The sequence below is a fragment of the Ancylobacter sp. IITR112 genome, from assembly GCF_041415945.1.
GTDB lineage: Bacteria > Pseudomonadota > Alphaproteobacteria > Rhizobiales > Xanthobacteraceae > Ancylobacter.
Map to the genome: position 1 here is coordinate 576016 of NZ_JBGCUS010000001.1, position 16823 is coordinate 592838.

A 16823-nucleotide genomic window follows, 5' to 3' on the forward strand; every position below is an offset into this window, starting at 1 on the left:
CGATAGCCGGAAAAAGACGGAACAGCGCCCCTGCCGTAACGTTAGTCCGGAACAGGGCGGCTGCCGGTCGATGACGATCCGGGCCGGTTCCAGCGGAACGCGGCCCGCAGTGCGTGGCATATGCCGGCGCCCCTATATCGCAACCCCGTTCATAAGGAGATGGACATGCGCCGTCTTTCCGTTGCCATGGCCGCGCTTTGCGCCGCCACGCTGCCGGCTTTGGCCCAGTCTTCCAGTTCCGGCGTCCCGCCCGAAAACACGGCGTCCGCCAGCCTGATCAGTCCCAAAGGCGAGCAGCTCGGCAATGCCACCTTGAAGCAGACGCCCCATGGCGTGCTCATTTCCGTCGAGCTGCAGGGGATCGCGCAGGGGCCTCATGGCTTCCACATCCACGAGACCGGCAAATGCGATCCCGCTGATGGGTTCAAATCCGCCGGCGGGCACTATAATCCGCAGGGCAAGCGCCACGGGCTGCTCGATCCCGCGGGGCCTCATGCCGGCGATATGCCGAACCAGTTCGTCGGCCCGAGCGGCACATTGAGCGTGCAGGTGCTGAACACCTTCGTCACGCTGGAACCGGGCACCGCGTCGCTGTTCGACGAGGACGGCTCGGCCCTGATGGTCCATTCCGGCCCGGACGACTACACCAGCCAGCCGGCCGGCGAGGCGGGGGAGCGCGTCGCCTGCGGGGTGATCGAGCGACCGTAAGCGCGCGCCCAGCGAGAGGGAACGCCGTGTCCGGGCCGCAACGGTAGGAAAGAACCGGAGGCCGGGAGGTATGCACGTGTTGCTGCGTTGCTGGCCGTGTCTATGATGTTTCCGTTCGGCGCGGGAGGGCGCCCCGATTCAAAGGGGCGGCGGCGACGGACGACCTTCCGGGAGTCACTGCGTTCGCGTGCCGCGTCCGGTGGGGGCGAGACATATTCTGACCCGGCGGGCGAGCTTCCATGATCCTTAGGCCTTTGCGTTCCGTGCGTTCCGTGGCGTCGCTGCGGGCCGCGCTGCTTGCTTCCGTCGCGCTCCTCGCCGCGTCGCCCACTCTCGCCCAGTCCGTGAACGGCGCCACCAACCCCACGGGGCCGGGCGGCAACGGATTGCCCTATGCCGAGGTTCCGCCGGGTGGGGGTGGTGGCGGCGGTGGCGGCGGGGTCACCGGCGGCTTCGGCGCGGCCGGTAACTCGCCCGAATTTGTCACCATCAATGGCGATGGCGGCGTCGGCGGATTCATTCCGGGGCTGCAGGGCACCGATGGCGGCGACGGCGATCTCGGCGGCTCGGGCGGCGGCGGCGGCGGCGGCGCGCATGGCTATGTCGGAACCGAGGCGCCAAGCGGGACGGCGATTGGTGGCCAGGGCGGCGATGGCGGCGATGGCGGTGAGTTCAACACCGACTTCGAGGGCATCGCCGGCGGCGGCGGCGGTCCGGGCGCCGGCGGCTATGGCGCGGTCATCGAACTGCAGGGCGGTTCGCTTGTTCTGCTGTCTCCGGTGCTCGGTGGCGATGGCGGCGATGGCGGCAGCGGCGCCTCGTTCACTTGGGATGGCGGCGACTTTCCGGTCATTCTGGAGGGCGGCGCGGGCAATGGCGGCGATGGCGGCACCGGCCTCTATCTCTATGGGTCCGGTGGCTCGGTCGGCATCCAGAACGAAGCCAAGGGTGGCGATGGCGGCATGGGCGGCCACGGGGTGCTGTCGAGTTTCGGGGGGATCGGCGGCAACGGCCTTGAGATCGCCAGCAGCGCCGCCAGCGTGATCATTGAGGCGAATGCGCAGATCACCGGCGGCGATGGCGGCATTTCCCTGTCGGGAGGCACGAGCGGGCCGGGCGGCTACGGCATTCTGATCTCCGGCGACAACAATGTCGTCACGCTGTTCGGCACAGCCGCCGGCGGCATACAGGGCGGCAATCCGGCCGGGCAGTCGGCGGCCATCGCCATCACCGGAGACGGCAACACGCTGGTTCTCACCAACAGCTATGTTGCCACCGGCGGGGTCGCCGTGTCCGGCGGATCGAACGCGCTCGCCCTCGGCGGAAACGCCGGCGACGAGGGGGTCTTCGATGCCGGCAGCCTTGGCAGCAGCTTCTACGGCTTCACGGAATATGCGGTTCTCGGCGGCACGACGTGGACCCTATTCGGCGAATCGTCCTTCGCGGCGGCCTGGAATGTCGAGTACGGCACCCTGTCGATCGACGACGCCCTGTCGCTCGGCCCCGATGGTGACCTGCTCATTTCCAATTCCGGTCAGTTGACGACCACCGCCACGATGCTGATCGGCCAGCCGATCGAACTGAGCGGCGGCGACGGGCCGGGCGCGACCTTCAATGTCGAAAGCGGCACGGTGCTGAACCTGTCGGGACAGATCCAGGGGGACGGCAATCTGATCGTCACCGGGGGCGGGATGCTCGTCCTCAGCGGCGATAACGACATCTCCGGGACGACGACCGTCGCGCAGGGCACCCTCTCGCTCCTTGGCGCCAGCCCGCTTGGCGCCGCCGCGGGCACGCTCATCCTCGCCGATGGCGCCACCCTCGAATTCGCGACCAATGGCAGCCCGTCGGGTCCGGTCGTCACGGGGGCGGTGACCCTCGCAGGCTCTGTCACCTTCCTGTCCGATTATGGCACCACCGGGACGATCAGCGGAAACATCAGCGACGGGGCCAGCAGCGGCGGCTTCACACTTAGCGGCCAGGGCTCGCTGCTGCTGACCGGCACGAACAGCTTCACCGGCCCGGTGACGGTGAGCGCCGGCACGCTGATCCTCGGCTCCGCGGCCGCGCTGCCGGCCAGCGCCGCCGTTACGGTGGACGAAAGCGCGACGCTGCAAGTGACCTCCTCCGTCGCTGCCGCAAGCCTCGCGGGAGCGGGCGCCGTCAATCTCGGGACCAACACGCTGACGGTCGGCGGCGGCAATGGTTCGAGCACCTTCTCGGGTAATTTCATCGGCACGGGCGGCCTCATCAAGACCGGCGCCGGGACATTCACCCTCGCGGGCGCCACGGGTACGCTCGGCTCGCTGACCGTCACCGGCGGCGCGGGCGGATCGCTCATCCTCAACGCGCCGTCCGTCCTGGCGTCGAGCGCCGAGGTCAGCGTCACCAGCAATTCTATGCTACAACTGGGCGCCAGCCTCACCATTGGCAGCCTGAGCGGCGACGGCGCGCTCGATCTCGGTAGCTCCACGCTCACGGTCGATGCGGCGAGCGACAGCGCGTTCGCGGGCATCCTTTCCGGCAGTGGCAGCCTGGTGAAGAGCGGGGCCGGCACCCTGACGCTCTCCGGCACCAACGCTTCTTCCGGTCCGATCCTCATTCAGGCGGGGGCGCTGGTGCTGGCCGGGGGAGCGGCGATCGGCGATCTCACCGCCGTCACCGTGGCGAGCGGTGCGCAACTCACCTTGAACACCAGCGAGACCATCGGTTCGTTCAGCGGCAGCGGCGCCATCGCGCTTGGCGGCAACACGCTGACATTTGGCGGGGACGGTCTCGCGACGACCTTTTCGGGCACGATCAGCGGCGGCAGTCTGGTCGACCAGAACGTGGGCTCGACGCTGTTAACCGGCACCTACGACCTTACCAGCCTGACCATCGGGGGCGGCACGTTGCAGATTGGCGACGGCGTCACGGCCACCAGTTTCGCCGGGACGATTGTCAATAATGGCACGCTGGTGCTCGACCCGGCGCAGTCCATAGTGATGGCGGATGCGATCTCCGGCAACGGCAGCGTCAGCATCAATGGCCAGAATGGCGTGGTTACCTTCACCGGTGCCAAGACCTATACCGGCGACACCTCCATCATGTCCGGGACGCTGAATCTCGGCAGCGGGACGTCGGTCGGCTCGGTCGCGGGCAATATCGTCAATGACGGCGCGCTCGTCTTCAACTCCAGCGCGAGCCAGACCTATGCCGGAGTGATCATGGGCACCGGCAGTGTCAGCGCCGCAGGGGGCGGGTTGGTGACGCTGAGCGGCACCAACCTCTACGCGGGCGGCACCTCCGTCAGCAATGGCTCCACGATTTCGGTCAGCAGCGACGCCAATCTGGGCGCGACGAGTGGGGGCGTCGCTCTCTCCAACGGCACGCTCTCGGCCACAGCCTCCTTTGCCAGCGCGCGGACGGTAACGCTGACCGGCAGCGGAACGGTCAATGTCGACTCGGGCCAGACGCTGACGCTCAGCGGCAGCCTCGGCGAATCCGGATCCTCGCAGCTTATCAAGGAGGGCCTCGGCACGCTCGTCCTGACCGGCAGCAACAGCTATTCCGGCGGCACCGCGATCTATGATGGCATGGTGCAGGTGGCCGCCGACGCCAATCTCGGCGCCGCCCTTGGCGGGCTGACGCTGGACAACGGCACCCTTGCCACCAGCGCCAGCTTCACCACCGAGCGGGCCGTGACGCTTGGCGGCGGCGGGGGCACTTTCAGCGTCGCCGCCGGCACGGTGCTGACGCTGGCGGGCACGATCAGTGGCGCCGGCGCGGTGGCCACGACGGGTGGCGGCGAACTCGCGCTGACCGGCGTGGCGACCTATACCGGCGGCACGACGGTGGGCGCCGCCACGCTGGGGCTCTATGGCGGCAGCCTGGCGACCTCCGCCGTGACCATTGCCGATGGCGGCACGCTGCAGGGGTTCGGCAGCATCGCCGGCGTGGTGACGGTGCAGTCCGGCGGCACGCTGGCCGGTGGCGCGGTGGGCCAGCCCAACACGCAGAACACGGCGTTGATGACCGGACAGCTCAGTCTCGACAGCGGCTCCGGCGTGTCGCTGGTGCTGGGCGGGGCCGGCAATGCCGGTGTTGCCGAAGTGTCGGGCGACCTCGCGCTGGACGGCACGCTGAGCGTCTCCGGCGAGGCGGTGCACGGTGCCGGCATCTACCGTGTCTTCACCTATACTGGCACTGCGAGCGGCAACTTCGCCTCGCTCGATCTCTCCGGCCTCGCGGATTCCGCCTCCTATACCGGCACCATCGAAACCGGCGATTCGGGGCGTGTGAACCTGCTGCTGAGGGATGATAGCGCGGTCCAGGTCTGGACCACCGACGATGGCACCAGCTTTGGCGGCTCGGGCATCTGGTCGTCGACCAGCACCACCTGGGATCTGCTGTCTTCGGGCCAGACGATCCCGTGGGGCGGCGAGACCGGCATCTTCACCGGAACCGCCGGGACGGTGACAGTGAGCGGCGCACAGAACTTCAAGAAGCTGGAATTCGTCACTGACGGCTATGTCCTGCAAGCCGATGGGGGCGACGCCACCTCGGCGCTGAATGTGACGGACGGCGGGGTGCTGTGGGTGGAGGGACACGATGTCACCGCCACGATCGGCGCACCGATCACCGGCACGGGCGGCATCGAGAAAGTCGGCACCGGCACGCTTATCCTCACCGGCGCCAATACCTATACCGGCGGCACCAAGGTTTCCGGCGGGTTCCTCAGCGTCGCCAGCGCGGCGTCGCTGGGCGCCGCCGGCAATGTACTGACGCTTGCGGATGGCGGGCTGGAGGCCACCGGCTCCTTCACTCTCGCCAGCGCCGTGGTTCTCGATGGCTTCGGCACGCTGAAGCCGGCCGCCGGCCAGACGCTGACCGTCTCGGGCGTCATTTCCGGCACGGGCAACCTGCGCAAGGACGGGGCCGGCACGCTCGTGCTCAGCGCGGCCAACACCTATGTCGGCAGCACCGTCATCGTCGCGGGCACGCTCGAGGCGCAGGGTGGCAGCGCGCTGCCCGACGCCTCGGCGGTGCGGATCGAAGCCGCCGGCACGCTGCAACTCGACGCCAATGAGGGCATCGGCTCGCTCTCCGGCAGCGGTGCGGTGAATCTGCAGAGCAACACGCTGAGCGTCGGCTATGACGACACCGACACGGTGTTCGCCGGCTCGATTTCCGGAACGGGGGGGCTGACGAAGGTCGGGGCGGGGACGCTGACGCTCACCGGCGCCAGCACCTATTCCGGCACTACCACCATTTCCCAGGGCGCGCTGATCATCGGCGATGGCGGCACCAATGGCAGTATCGCCGGCAATGTCACGACGAACGGCACGCTCTCCTTCGACCGCAGCGACGAGATCCTTTTCCTCGGCACGATCAGCGGTTCTGGCGGCGTGCAGCAGCTCGGCAGCGGCACGCTGATCCTCACCGGCACCAACACCTATGCCGGCGGCACGCTGGTGGCCGAAGGCACGCTGCAGGTGAACGCCGACGCCAATCTCGGCAACTCCTCGGGAGCGATCGTGATCGAGGACGGCACGCTGCAGATCGGGACCAGCTTCACCTCCGCGCGCGTCGTCCTGCTGACCAATGGCGGCCGAATTGAGCCCGTCGCCGGCACGACCCTGACACTGACCGGCTCGATGGTCGGCACGGGCGGGCTGACGAAGCAAGGCGGCGGCACGCTCATCCTCGCCGCCGACAATGCCTTTGCCGGCACCACCACGATCAAGGCCGGTGTGCTGCAACTCGGCAATGGAGGCACCACGGGCTCGGTCGTGGGCAACATCGTCAATGACGGCACGCTCACCCTGAACCGCAGCACGGCCTTCACCTTCAGCAACATCGTCACCGGCTCGGGCACGGTCATACAGGCCGGCATAGGCGCGATGGTGGTGACGGGCGGGCTCTATGCGAGCGGGGGCCTGCAGATAAACCAGGGCACCACGGTGCAGATGGGCAATGGCACGAGCTGGGGCGAGATTACCGGGCCCATCGTCAATAACGGCACGCTGATCTACAACGAGCCCGGTACTCAGGCGGTGTTTTCCGTCATTTCCGGCACGGGCCAGGTGGTGCAGAGCGGGCCCGGCGATCTCTCTCTCGCCGCCGCGAACACCTATTCCGGCGGCACCTTCATCATCAATGGCAGCAAGCTGCGTGTCCTCGCCGACAGCGCTCTCGGCGCCCCGACCGGCGGCATCACCCTGGCGACCGGCATCCTCTCGGTCGATGTCGGTTTCGCCAGCGTCCGCAACGTCACGCTGGTCGGCGGCGGCACCATCAATGTCGAGGGCGGGGAGACGTTCACTCTTTCCGGCTCCATCACCGGCACCGGCGACCTCACCCTTACCGGCGGCGGCACGCTGGTGCTGACCGGGAACAGCGCCTATTCCGGCAACACGGTCGTTGCGGCCGGGACGCTGCAGGTCGGCGACGGCGGCACCTCGGGCAGCATCTCCGGCAATGTCGTCAATGCCGGCACGCTCGTGTTCCAGCGTTCGGACAACATTCTTTATGCCGGCACCGTTTCAGGGTCGGGCACGCTCGAACAGGCTGGCTCCGGCACGCTGGTGCTGACGGGAACCAACACCTACACCGGCGGCACGCGGATTTCCGGTGGCACATTGATGCTCGGCAATGGCACCGCCACGGGCTCCATAGCCGGCGATGTGATCAATGACGGCGACCTGTCGTTCAACCGGACGGAGGCGCTGACTTTCGGCGGGGTCATCTCCGGCAGCGGGCAGGTGTCCCAGTTTGGTTCTGGCACGATCACCCTGACGGGGGTCAACACCTATGCCGGCGGGACGCTGATCGGCGCCGGGGCCACGCTGCAGGTGGCCTCCGACGGCAATCTCGGCGCCGCCGCTGGCACCCTCACGCTGGCAAATGGCATTCTGGCGCCCACCACCTCCTTCACGAGCGCGCGGACGGTCACGCTCACCGGCACGGGCGGCTTCAGCGTCGGCAGCGGCATCACCCTCGCGCTCACGGGCAAGGTCGGCGGCGACGGCGGGCTGGTGGTCGCCGGCGGCGGCACGCTGGAACTCGGCGGCATCAATTCCTATGCCGGCGGCACTCTGGTCTCCGGCGCCACGCTGGCGGTGCATGCCGACGAGAGTCTCGGTGCGTCGGGGACCGGGCTGTCGCTGGACGGGGCGGCGCTGAAGGTGCTGCACAGCTTCAGCACCGCGCGCGACATCACCCTCAGCGCGGCCGGCGCGGTAATCGAGGTGGCGGAGGACCGCTTCCTTGCCGTCTCCGGCACGGTGACCGGTACGGGCGTGCTGACCAAGACGGGCGATGGACGGCTCACCCTCACCGGCGCCAATGCTTTTGGCGGACTCATCATCCATGCTGGAACCGTTGTCGGCACCGCGGGTTCGATCCAGGGCGACGTGCTCGACAATGGCGCCCTCGTCTTCGACCAGCCGGCGGCAGGCACCTTCGCCGGGGACATTGGCGGCACCGGCAGCCTCAGCGTGAAGGGGGAGGGCACGCTGATTCTCACCGGAAACGCCTTCCACACCGGGGGGACGACAATCGACGGCGGCACGCTGCAGATCGGCGATGGTGGCACCTCCGGCTGGCTCAGCGGGGCGATCTTCAATAATGGGACGCTCATTTACGATCTCGCCGCGCGCTACACCTTCCCCACCGCGCTCAGCGGGCCGGGGCAGGTGATTCTGGAAGGCGGCGGCACGGTCGACTTTGCCGGCTCGACCTATGCGGGTCTCGTCCAGGTGAACGATGCGCGCGTTCTCGTGCGGCACGGGACCGTCTCGGACGCCAATTTCAGCGTCGCGGCTGGGGGCGTGCTCGGCGGCTCCGGCACCGTCGGGATCGTCGACATTCTCGACGGCGGCACCATCTCGCCCGGCTTCTCGCCGGGAACGCTCAATGTCACCGGCAAGATGGCGCTGGCGGCGGGGTCGACCTATCGGGCGGACGTTACCGCCGGAAGCGGCCATGACCTGATCGCCGTCACCGGGGCGGTCGGCATCAACGCGACCAGCACGCTCGACGTGCACGCCCAGCGCGGCACCTATGCCGACTATAAGAGCTTCACCATTCTCACCGCCAGCGACGGCGTGCATGGCGTGTTCGGCACGGTGACGACCAATTTCGCCTTCCTTGATGCACTGGTCGACTACACCGACAACGAGGTCATCCTGAATCTGGTGCGGCGCGACATTCCCTTCTGGCGCGAGGCTCATAGCTGGAATCAGCTCGCCACCGCGAATGCCGTGGAATCGCTCGGGGCCGGCAACGAGATTTACGACGCGGTCGCCTCGCAACTGAAGTCGGAGGCGTTCATCGCCTTCGATGCCCTGTCCGGGGAGATCTACGCCACCACCGGCGCGGTGATCCAGCAGCAGTCGGTCTTCACCCGCGATGCGGTGGGGGCCCGGTTGCGGCAGGCGGCTTTCGAGGGCGGCGGCGCGCCGCTCGCCTATGCCTCCGATGGCCCGCAGACGGCGGGCCTCGGTAGCGACAGCGCCGCCACCATGTGGATTCAGGGCTTCGGCGCGCGGGGCGATATCGGCTCCAACGGCAATGCCGCCTCCGCCTCCGACACGATCGGCGGCTTTGTCGGCGGCGTCGACGCCGCCCTCGCGGAGACCGCGCGGCTCGGTGTCTATGGCAGCTACAGCAGTTCCTGGTTCAACGTGTCCGGCCGGGATTCGTCCGGCTCGATGGACAATTACGAACTCGGCCTCTACGGCGCCCTGCAGCAGGGGCCGCTCGCCCTGCGGCTCGGCGCGGGCTATGCGTGGCACGACATGTCGCTCGCGCGCACGGTGGCCTTCCCCGGCTATTCCGCCAGCAATAATGGCGACGTGACCACGGGCTCGGCGCAGCTCTTCGGCGAGATCGGCTATGACCTGCCCGTCGGCTCGGCCGATCTGGAGCCGTTCCTCGGCCTCGCCTATCTGCATCTCGATGGCTGGAACCTCGTTGAGCGTGGCTCCAACTCGGCGCTCAGGGTCGACACGGACACGATGGACACGTTCTACACGACGCTCGGCCTGCGCGGCGGGCAGGCGATCGACGTGAACGGCGTGCCGATCACCGCCAGTTTTACGCTGGGCTGGCAGCACGCCTTCGGCGACACCGTGCCGGCGGCGGTGATGAGCTTCGTCACCGGCTCGGCGCCGTTCTACATCGAGGGCGCGCCGATCGCGCCCGACACCTTCGTGTTTGGCGGCGGGCTGGCCTATGAGCTGAACCCGAATACCCGGCTCGGTCTCCGCTATGACGGGCAGATCGCCAGCAGTGCGCAGCAGAACGCGATCAGCGGCGGGCTGCAGATTCGCTTCTGAGCGCGGCGCCGCCCGTCTCGGCGGCGCCGGCCAGGCTTACGCGCCGGGATGTTCGGCCACCGCCTCGGCCCGGCCGAGGCGGATGACGCCGAGAACCAGCGCGCAGCCCGCCGCGATGACCACGCCGCCGGCGATCTGCGGCAATGTCAGCGGTTCGTTCAGCAACAGCGTGCCGATGGTGACGGCGACGCCGGTGACGCCGAATTCCACGCTGATGGCGCGGGTGGGGCCGATGGAGGCGATCAGCCGGTAGAAGATCACATAGGTGATGGCGCTCATCAGCACGCCGGCGATCAGCAGCGTGCCGATGTCGCCAAGCCCCGGCACGCCCGGCAGCGGCACGAGCGCGACGAGCGGCAGGCTGAGCAGGCCACCGAAGAAGAAGGCGCCGATGGTGATTTCCCACGAGCCCGTCTTCGCCAGCCGCCGCCCGGCATAGACGCTGCCGAAGGCGGCGGAGAGGGTGGAGGCGAGGGTCGCGGCGCAGCCGATGAGAAACGCCGTCGTCACCGGCTGCGACGGGAAGCCCACCAGCAGCACGATTCCCGCCGCGCCGAGCAGGACGCCGACCAGCCCGCCGAGCCGGAACCGCTCGACGCCCCACAGCGCGGCGATCAGCATGGTGAAGAGCGGGATGGTGGCGACGAGGATGGCCGACATGGCAGTGCCGATCTGCGGCAGGCCGTAGGAGAGAAAGCCGAGCTGCATGGCGACCGTGGTCAGCCCCACCACGAACAGTGGGAACGGGCCGCAGGAAAAATCCAGTCGCCGGCCCGTCGCGCGGGCCGCCAGGAACAGGGTGCCCGAAGCCAGGAAGGAGCGGAACGACACCGAGCCGGCCCAGCCGAAGGCTTGGATATTGTGGTCCATGACCACGAAGGACGAGCCCCAGACCAGCGCCAGGAACAGGTAGGAAGCCACATCTCTGGGAGCCATCACGCGCACACCGCCGTCCCGCGAGGCGGCTCACCCGGCCGGATCGCGCGCGGAAACTAGTTGCTCGCAGGCGGCTGTCAATCGGCGCAAAAAAGAGATAAGGGAAGCGGCATGAAATCAGTCGATTCCTTCAAAGACCGCCAGAAGAATGCCGCCGAAGCCCGCGCCCGGCTGGTGTCCCGCCTTGCCGAACGCCCCAGCGCCGATGACCCGGCGGTGATCGCCCGCGCGGCCGAGCGCAAGGCCGCGGCCGAGGCGCGGCAGGCGGCGCAGGCCGCCAAGGCGGCGGAAAAGGCCGCGCGCAAGGAAGCGGAGGCGGAGGCCGCCCGCCTTGCCGCCGAGGCCGCCGCTGCGGACGCGGCCGCCGCCGCGGAAGCGGAGATCGCGGCCAAGGCCGCCGCCATCGAGGAAGCCGCCGCTGCCGCCGCCGCCGCCAAGGCCCGGCGCGATGAGCGCTACGCCGCCCGCAAGCAGCGCGTCGGCCGCCGCTGAGGCCGTTCAGCCGGCCGCGCGCTGGCCGGCGAACTGCCCGCCATAGCTGCGCTGGGGCACCCCCAGCGTCTGCTCCAGGATCAACTGGCACACCTTCATGCCCGCCCGCAGGCGGATGGGGCGCGGCCCGAGATTGATGATCTCGAGCTGGATCTGCCCGGTCGATCCGGCGTGGATGGTCGGTGCGGTGAGGTGGACGATGAGACCGATCCGGGCGAGCGAGCTCTTGCCCTCCACCCGCGCCGCCAGCCGCGCCCCCGGCCGCAGGTCCACCCGCTCCAGCGTCCAGCCCAGCACCAGCCGCCCGGGGTCGAGCACGAACCCCTCCGTCCCGATGTCGATGTCGCCGGCCAGGCGGGTGATCGCCTCGCGGAAACTGTAGCCCGGTCCGGCGGGGTCGATCACCGGGTCTTCCCCCGGCGCGGGGTCGCGATACAAAGTGAGCCGGGCGTCGAGCCGCAGGTCGACGCCGTTCGGGGCGTAGAATTCCGGCGGCGGGGGCGGCTCGATCAGCACCGAGCCTTCGGCCATGGCATCGAGAATGTCGCGGTCGGTCAGGATCACGGGCAGGCCCCTCAAAAGGATCGCGCGCGGTTTTTACCGCGCTGCGGGAGAGCTAACATGGCCTCTCGCTATGACAATTTCCATGCCAATGCGGCCATGGCCGCGCCGCCCGGCGGCGAGCCGGCGTTTTCCGGTGCGGCGCATTGTGTTTCATGCGGCAATGCAATGAAAGGGGCTTGAGCCCGGCGGCGCGGCGCCACAAGCTGCGCCACCCACCCCTTTCCACCAGTGGAGTTTTTGATGACCGACCGCCCGAAGCTTCTCGGCATTTCCGGCAGCCTGCGCTCCGGCGCCTATTCCACCGCCGTGCTGGAAGCGCTGAAAGCCGCGCTCGCCCCGACGGCGGACCTCACCGTGCTGACGCTGAACGACGTGCCGCTCTACAATCAGGACGAGGACGGCGCCACCCAGCCGGCCGGCGCGGCGGCGCTGCGCGCGGCGATCGCCGCGGCGGACGGGGTGATCTTCGCCTCGCCGGAATATAATTACGGCCCTTCGGGCGCGATGAAGAACGCGGTGGACTGGGGTTCGCGCCCCTATGCGAAGGGCGCGCTGCTCGGCAAGCCGGTGCTGGTGCTCACCTCCTCGCCCGGCTCCACCGGCGGCATCCGGGCGCAGGCCTCGCTGCGCGAATCGCTGAGCGCGGCGGGCGCGCGCATTGTCGCCTATCCCCACCTCGCCATTCCCAATGTCGGCGACAAGATTGCCGATGGCGCCTTCACCGATGAGAAGACGGTGAAGTTCCTCACCGGCGGCGTCGAGGCGCTGATCAAGGAAATCCACCTGCTGGCGGCCCACGCCAAGGGCTGAGGCCGGCACGACCTGCGGGCGTCCTCCTGGCCGGGCTTGACCCGGCCACCCAGATATTCGGCACTGTGCCGTTTGAAGGGCTGGGTCCCCGGGTCAAGCCCGGGGATGAGGGTGTGTTGGCGGGGAGGGCTGGGGGTGGCCAAGAGCCATCCCTGGGTTCCGGATCGGCGCGGCACGTGGTGCCGCTGGTGCGGGACACGGGACGGGGCGCTGCCAGCGAAACGCCCTCATGGCCGGGCTTGACCCGGCCACCCAGATATTCGGCACTGTGCCGTTTGAAGGGCTGGGTCCCCGGGTCAAGCCCGGGGATGAGGGTGTGTTGGCGGGGAGGGCTGGGGGTGGCCAAGAGCCATCCCTGGGTTCCGGTCGTCGCGGCACGCTGTGCCGCTGGTCCGGGATACGGGAGGGGGCGCTGCCAGCGAAACACCCTCATGGCCGGGCTTGACCCGGCCACCCAGACTTTTCGCCGGTTGCCGTTGGGAAGGCAGGATTCCCGGGTCAAGCCCGGGGATGAGGGGGGCGTGGAGCCGGGTTTCGGCCGAAGAGCTTCCCCCGGGGCCCCGGATCGGTGCGGCGCGGGGCATGACGGCTTCAGGGCATAAGGAACATAATTCCTAAACTAGGAAATTAATCCTTGACAGCGTGACGCTGGCCGGGTAGCTTTCCCTCATGCTCCACAACTGCGTCGGAAGCGGCGGGGGTTGATCCCTCCGGCCCCCGCGCGGTGTGGCTGTTCAGCCGGCCTTCGGGCCGGCTTTTTCGTTTCCGTGCTCGATCGGCGGAGGTGGCATGTCGGTTCCCGGGCGGTCGGTTTCGCCGGAAGCGCTGGAAGAGGCGCGCCGGCTCTATGAACGCACGAATGTGCCGGTGCAGCAGGTGGCGGATCTGCTCGGCATTTCCAAATCCACCTTCAATCTGCGCCGGCAGCGCTGGGGCTGGACGCCGCGCATGGCGCGCATTCCCGGCGCGCCCGTGTCGCCTGCCGATCCGCTCCCGCAAGATACGCCTTCGCAACACGAGGCGCCGGCCGACCCGCCGCCCGTCCACTTGGCGGGGGGCGCCGCCACCCCGGCGGAAACCGCGCCCGCCTCGCGCGGGGAACTGATCAACCGGCTGGTGCGGCGGATCGAGCGCGAGATCGCCGCGCTGGAGCGGCTGGTCGCGCTGGCCGGCCTCGCCGTCGCGGCACGGCCGGAGGCGAGCCAGGCCGACAGCGAACGCGCCGCGCGCACGCTGGCCATTCTGGTGCGCTCGCTGCGCGAACTCGCGGCACTGGACAGAGAACAGCCCGACGGGAGCGACGATGACGCCGACCGCGACGCCGACGCCTTCCGACGCGAGCTTGGCCGCACGCTTGAGCGCGTGCTGGCGGGCGGGGAAGCTGCCTGAGGCGCTGCAAGCGCTCGACGCCCCGACCCTCGACTGGCTGCGCCATCACTGGCCGCTGATCGGCCGACCCTCGCAGCGCCCGCCCGACACGGCGCAGGGCGGCGGCGACTGGCTGACCTGGCTGATGCTGGGCGGGCGCGGCGCCGGCAAGACGCGGGCGGGGGCGGAATGGGTGCGCGCCCTCGTTCACGGCGGCGCCGGGCCAAAGGCCGGGCGGCTCGCCCTGGTGGCGGAAAGCCATGCCGATCTGCGCGATGTGATGGTGGAGGGCGTTTCCGGCCTTCTCGCCATCCATCCGCGCCAGGAGCGCCCGAGCTGGGAGCCGACGCGCCGGCGCCTCGTCTGGCCGAACGGGGCGGTGGCGCAGGGCTTTTCCGCCGACGACCCCGAGAGTTTGCGCGGGCCGCAATTCGACGCCGCCTGGTGCGACGAACTGGCGAAATGGCGCTACGCGCAGGCCGCGTTCGACATGCTGCAATTCGGCCTGCGGCTCGGTGAGCGGCCGCGCCAGATGGTGACGACCACGCCGCGCCCCACCGCGCTGATCCGCGCGCTGCTCGCCGACCCGCGCACGGCGGTGACGCGCATGGGCACAGCGGAAAACGCCGCGCATCTGGCGCCGCGCTTTCTCGACACCGTGGTCGGCCGTTATGCCGGCACCCGGCTCGGCCGGCAGGAACTCGGCGGCGAACTGATCGAGGACCGGCCGGACGCGCTGTGGAACCGCGCGGCGCTGGAGGCGGGGCGGCTGGAGGCCGCGCCGGAGCTGGCGCGTTCGATGGAGCGCATCGTGGTGGCGGTGGACCCGCCGGCCTCCTCCGGCAAGCGGGCGGATGCCTGCGGCATTCTCGCGGCGGGGATCGACGCGGCGGGCATCGTGCATGTGCTGGCGGATGACAGCGCGCAGGGTCTGACGCCCAATGGCTGGGGAGGGCGCGCCATCGGCCTGTTCCAGAAGCTGGAGGCCGACCGGGTGGTGGTGGAGGTGAACCAGGGCGGGGAGATGGTGCGGACCATCCTCGCCGGCATCGACCCCACGGTGCCGGTCGCCGAGGTGCGGGCCACGCGCGGAAAATGGCTGCGCGCCGAGCCGGTGGCCGCGCTCTACGAGCAGGGACGGGTGCGCCATGTCGGCCCGTTCCCGGCGCTGGAAGACGAGATGTGCGATTTCGGCCCGGACGGCCTCTCCAATGGCCGCTCGCCCGACCGGCTCGACGCGCTGGTCTGGGCCGTCACCGCGCTGGCGCTCGGCCCCCGCGCCACGGCGCCCCGGGTGCGGCGGGTGTGAGGGGGCCTTGCCGTGCTCCGCGTCATCCCGGACGGCCTTGTTTTCAACCGGAGCCCCTTCATGAAGCTCTTTCCCTTCTCGCTGCGTCGCCGCCTCGCGCCGCCGGAGACCAAGGCCTCGCGCACCCAGGCGCTGGTGGCGCTGCTTTCCGGCCATCGGCCGCAATGGACGCCGCGCGATTATGGCGCGCTCGCCCGCGAGGGCTATCAGCGCAACGCCATCGCCTATCGCTGCGTGCGGCTGATCGCGCAGGGGGTGGGCGAATTGCGCCCGCTGCTGAGCGAGGACGGGCGCGAGAGCGCGAGCCATCCGCTGCTCGACCTGCTGGCGCAGCCGAATGCCCGCCTTGCCGGGGCGGGGCTGATGGAAGCGCTCGCCGCGCATCTGCTGCTGGCCGGCAATGCCTATGTCGAGGCGGTGAGCCTCGGCGGCGCGCCGCGCGAACTGCATGTGCTGCGCCCGGACCGGATGCGCGTGGTGCCCGGCGCCGATGGCTGGGCGCTGGCCTATGACTACACGGCGGGCGGGCGCTCCGTGCGCTTCGTGCAGGAAGGGGTGCCGCCGCCGATCCTGCATGTGGCGCTGTTCAACCCGCTCGACGACCATTATGGCGCCCCGCCGCTGGAGGCGGCGCAGATGGCGCTCGACCTGCACAACGCCGCCGGCGCCTGGAACAAGGCCCTGCTCGACAATGCCGCGCGCCCCTCCGGCGCGCTGATCTATGGCGGGGCGGGCAACCTCTCCGACGAGCAGTTCGACCGGCTGAAGGAGGAGCTGGAGGCGAATTTCGCCGGCAGCGCCAATGCCGGGCGGCCGCTGCTGCTGGAGGGCGGGCTCGACTGGCGCCCGCTCTCGCTCTCGCCGCATGACATGGATTTTCTTGAGGCGAAGAACGCCGCCGCGCGCGAGATCGCGCTGGCCTTCGGCGTGCCGCCCATGCTGCTCGGCATCCCCGGCGATGCCACCTATGCCAATTACGCCGAAGCGAGCCGCGTGCTGTGGCGCCAGACCATTCTTCCGCTCGGCCGCCGTCTGCTGCATGAGCTGAGCCTCTGGCTCGCCCCCGCCTATGGGCCGGGCCGGCTGGTGCTGGAGCCGGACCTCGACGCAATCGAGGTGCTGCATGGCGAACGCGAGGCGCTGTGGCGCCGGGTGAACGAGGCGACCTTCCTCACCGACGACGAAAAGCGCCAGGCCGTGGGCTATGGGGTGCGGGGGTAGGGGCCTCCGCGCTACCGGGCCGGCCGATGGCCGGCACCTCACATCGCCACCGCGTCATCCCGGATGCCGCAGGGCGGCGATCCGGGATCGGGGGC

Annotated in this window: 10 protein-coding genes; 8 read left to right on the plus strand and 2 right to left on the minus strand. The window is 69.5% G+C overall.

All coding sequences use genetic code 11. The features are described 5' to 3' along the window. The first annotated feature begins 165 nt into the window (after positions 1-165). Both AAC979_RS02570 and AAC979_RS02575 read left to right on the plus strand, forming a co-directional pair. Entirely contained in the window at positions 166-708 is a 543-nt protein-coding gene (locus AAC979_RS02570; RefSeq protein ID WP_371345258.1) for a superoxide dismutase family protein, read from the plus strand. 272 nt (positions 709-980) lie between these two features. Then, positions 981-10028, plus strand: coding sequence for an autotransporter-associated beta strand repeat-containing protein (locus AAC979_RS02575; protein WP_371345259.1), 9048 nt, complete (start codon positions 981-983; stop codon positions 10026-10028). Between the two features lie 36 nt (positions 10029-10064). On the opposite strand, the gene AAC979_RS02580 is transcribed toward AAC979_RS02575, so the two are convergent. Continuing rightward, positions 10065-10964, minus strand: coding sequence for a DMT family transporter (locus AAC979_RS02580; protein ID WP_371345260.1), 900 nt, complete (start codon positions 10962-10964; stop codon positions 10065-10067). Positions 10965-11075: 111 nt separating this feature from the next. Between AAC979_RS02580 and AAC979_RS02585 the strand changes: the two genes are divergently transcribed. After that, positions 11076-11456 carry a DUF6481 family protein gene (locus tag AAC979_RS02585; RefSeq protein ID WP_371345261.1) on the plus strand — a complete coding sequence of 127 codons (381 nt, stop codon included), beginning with the start codon at positions 11076-11078 and terminating at the stop codon, positions 11454-11456. 6 nt (positions 11457-11462) lie between these two features. On the opposite strand, the gene dcd is transcribed toward AAC979_RS02585, so the two are convergent. Then, on the minus strand, positions 11463-12020 hold the full coding sequence (dcd, locus tag AAC979_RS02590; protein ID WP_371345262.1) for a dCTP deaminase: 558 nt from the start codon (positions 12018-12020) through the stop codon (positions 11463-11465). A 57-nt stretch (positions 12021-12077) separates the two neighbouring features. On the opposite strand from dcd, the gene AAC979_RS02595 reads away from it, so the two are divergent. The 5 genes from AAC979_RS02595 (at position 12078) to AAC979_RS02615 (ending at position 16728) form a co-directional block, all read left to right on the plus strand. Beyond that, entirely contained in the window at positions 12078-12200 is a 123-nt protein-coding gene (locus AAC979_RS02595; RefSeq protein WP_371345263.1) for a hypothetical protein, read from the plus strand. Positions 12201-12260: 60 nt separating this feature from the next. Continuing rightward, entirely contained in the window at positions 12261-12830 is a 570-nt protein-coding gene (locus AAC979_RS02600) for an NADPH-dependent FMN reductase (protein WP_371345264.1), read from the plus strand. Between the two features lie 789 nt (positions 12831-13619). Continuing rightward, on the plus strand, positions 13620-14219 hold the full coding sequence (locus AAC979_RS02605; protein ID WP_371345265.1) for a hypothetical protein: 600 nt from the start codon (positions 13620-13622) through the stop codon (positions 14217-14219). Beyond that, positions 14185-15507 carry a DNA-packaging protein gene (locus AAC979_RS02610; RefSeq protein ID WP_371348982.1) on the plus strand — a complete coding sequence of 441 codons (1323 nt, stop codon included), beginning with the start codon at positions 14185-14187 and terminating at the stop codon, positions 15505-15507. Before AAC979_RS02605 ends, AAC979_RS02610 begins: the two co-directional genes overlap by 35 nt. Positions 15508-15567: 60 nt before the next feature. Then, positions 15568-16728 (plus strand): phage portal protein, encoded by a 1161-nt coding sequence (locus AAC979_RS02615; protein ID WP_371345266.1) that lies wholly within the window; start codon positions 15568-15570, stop codon positions 16726-16728. Positions 16729-16823: the final 95 nt, after the last annotated feature.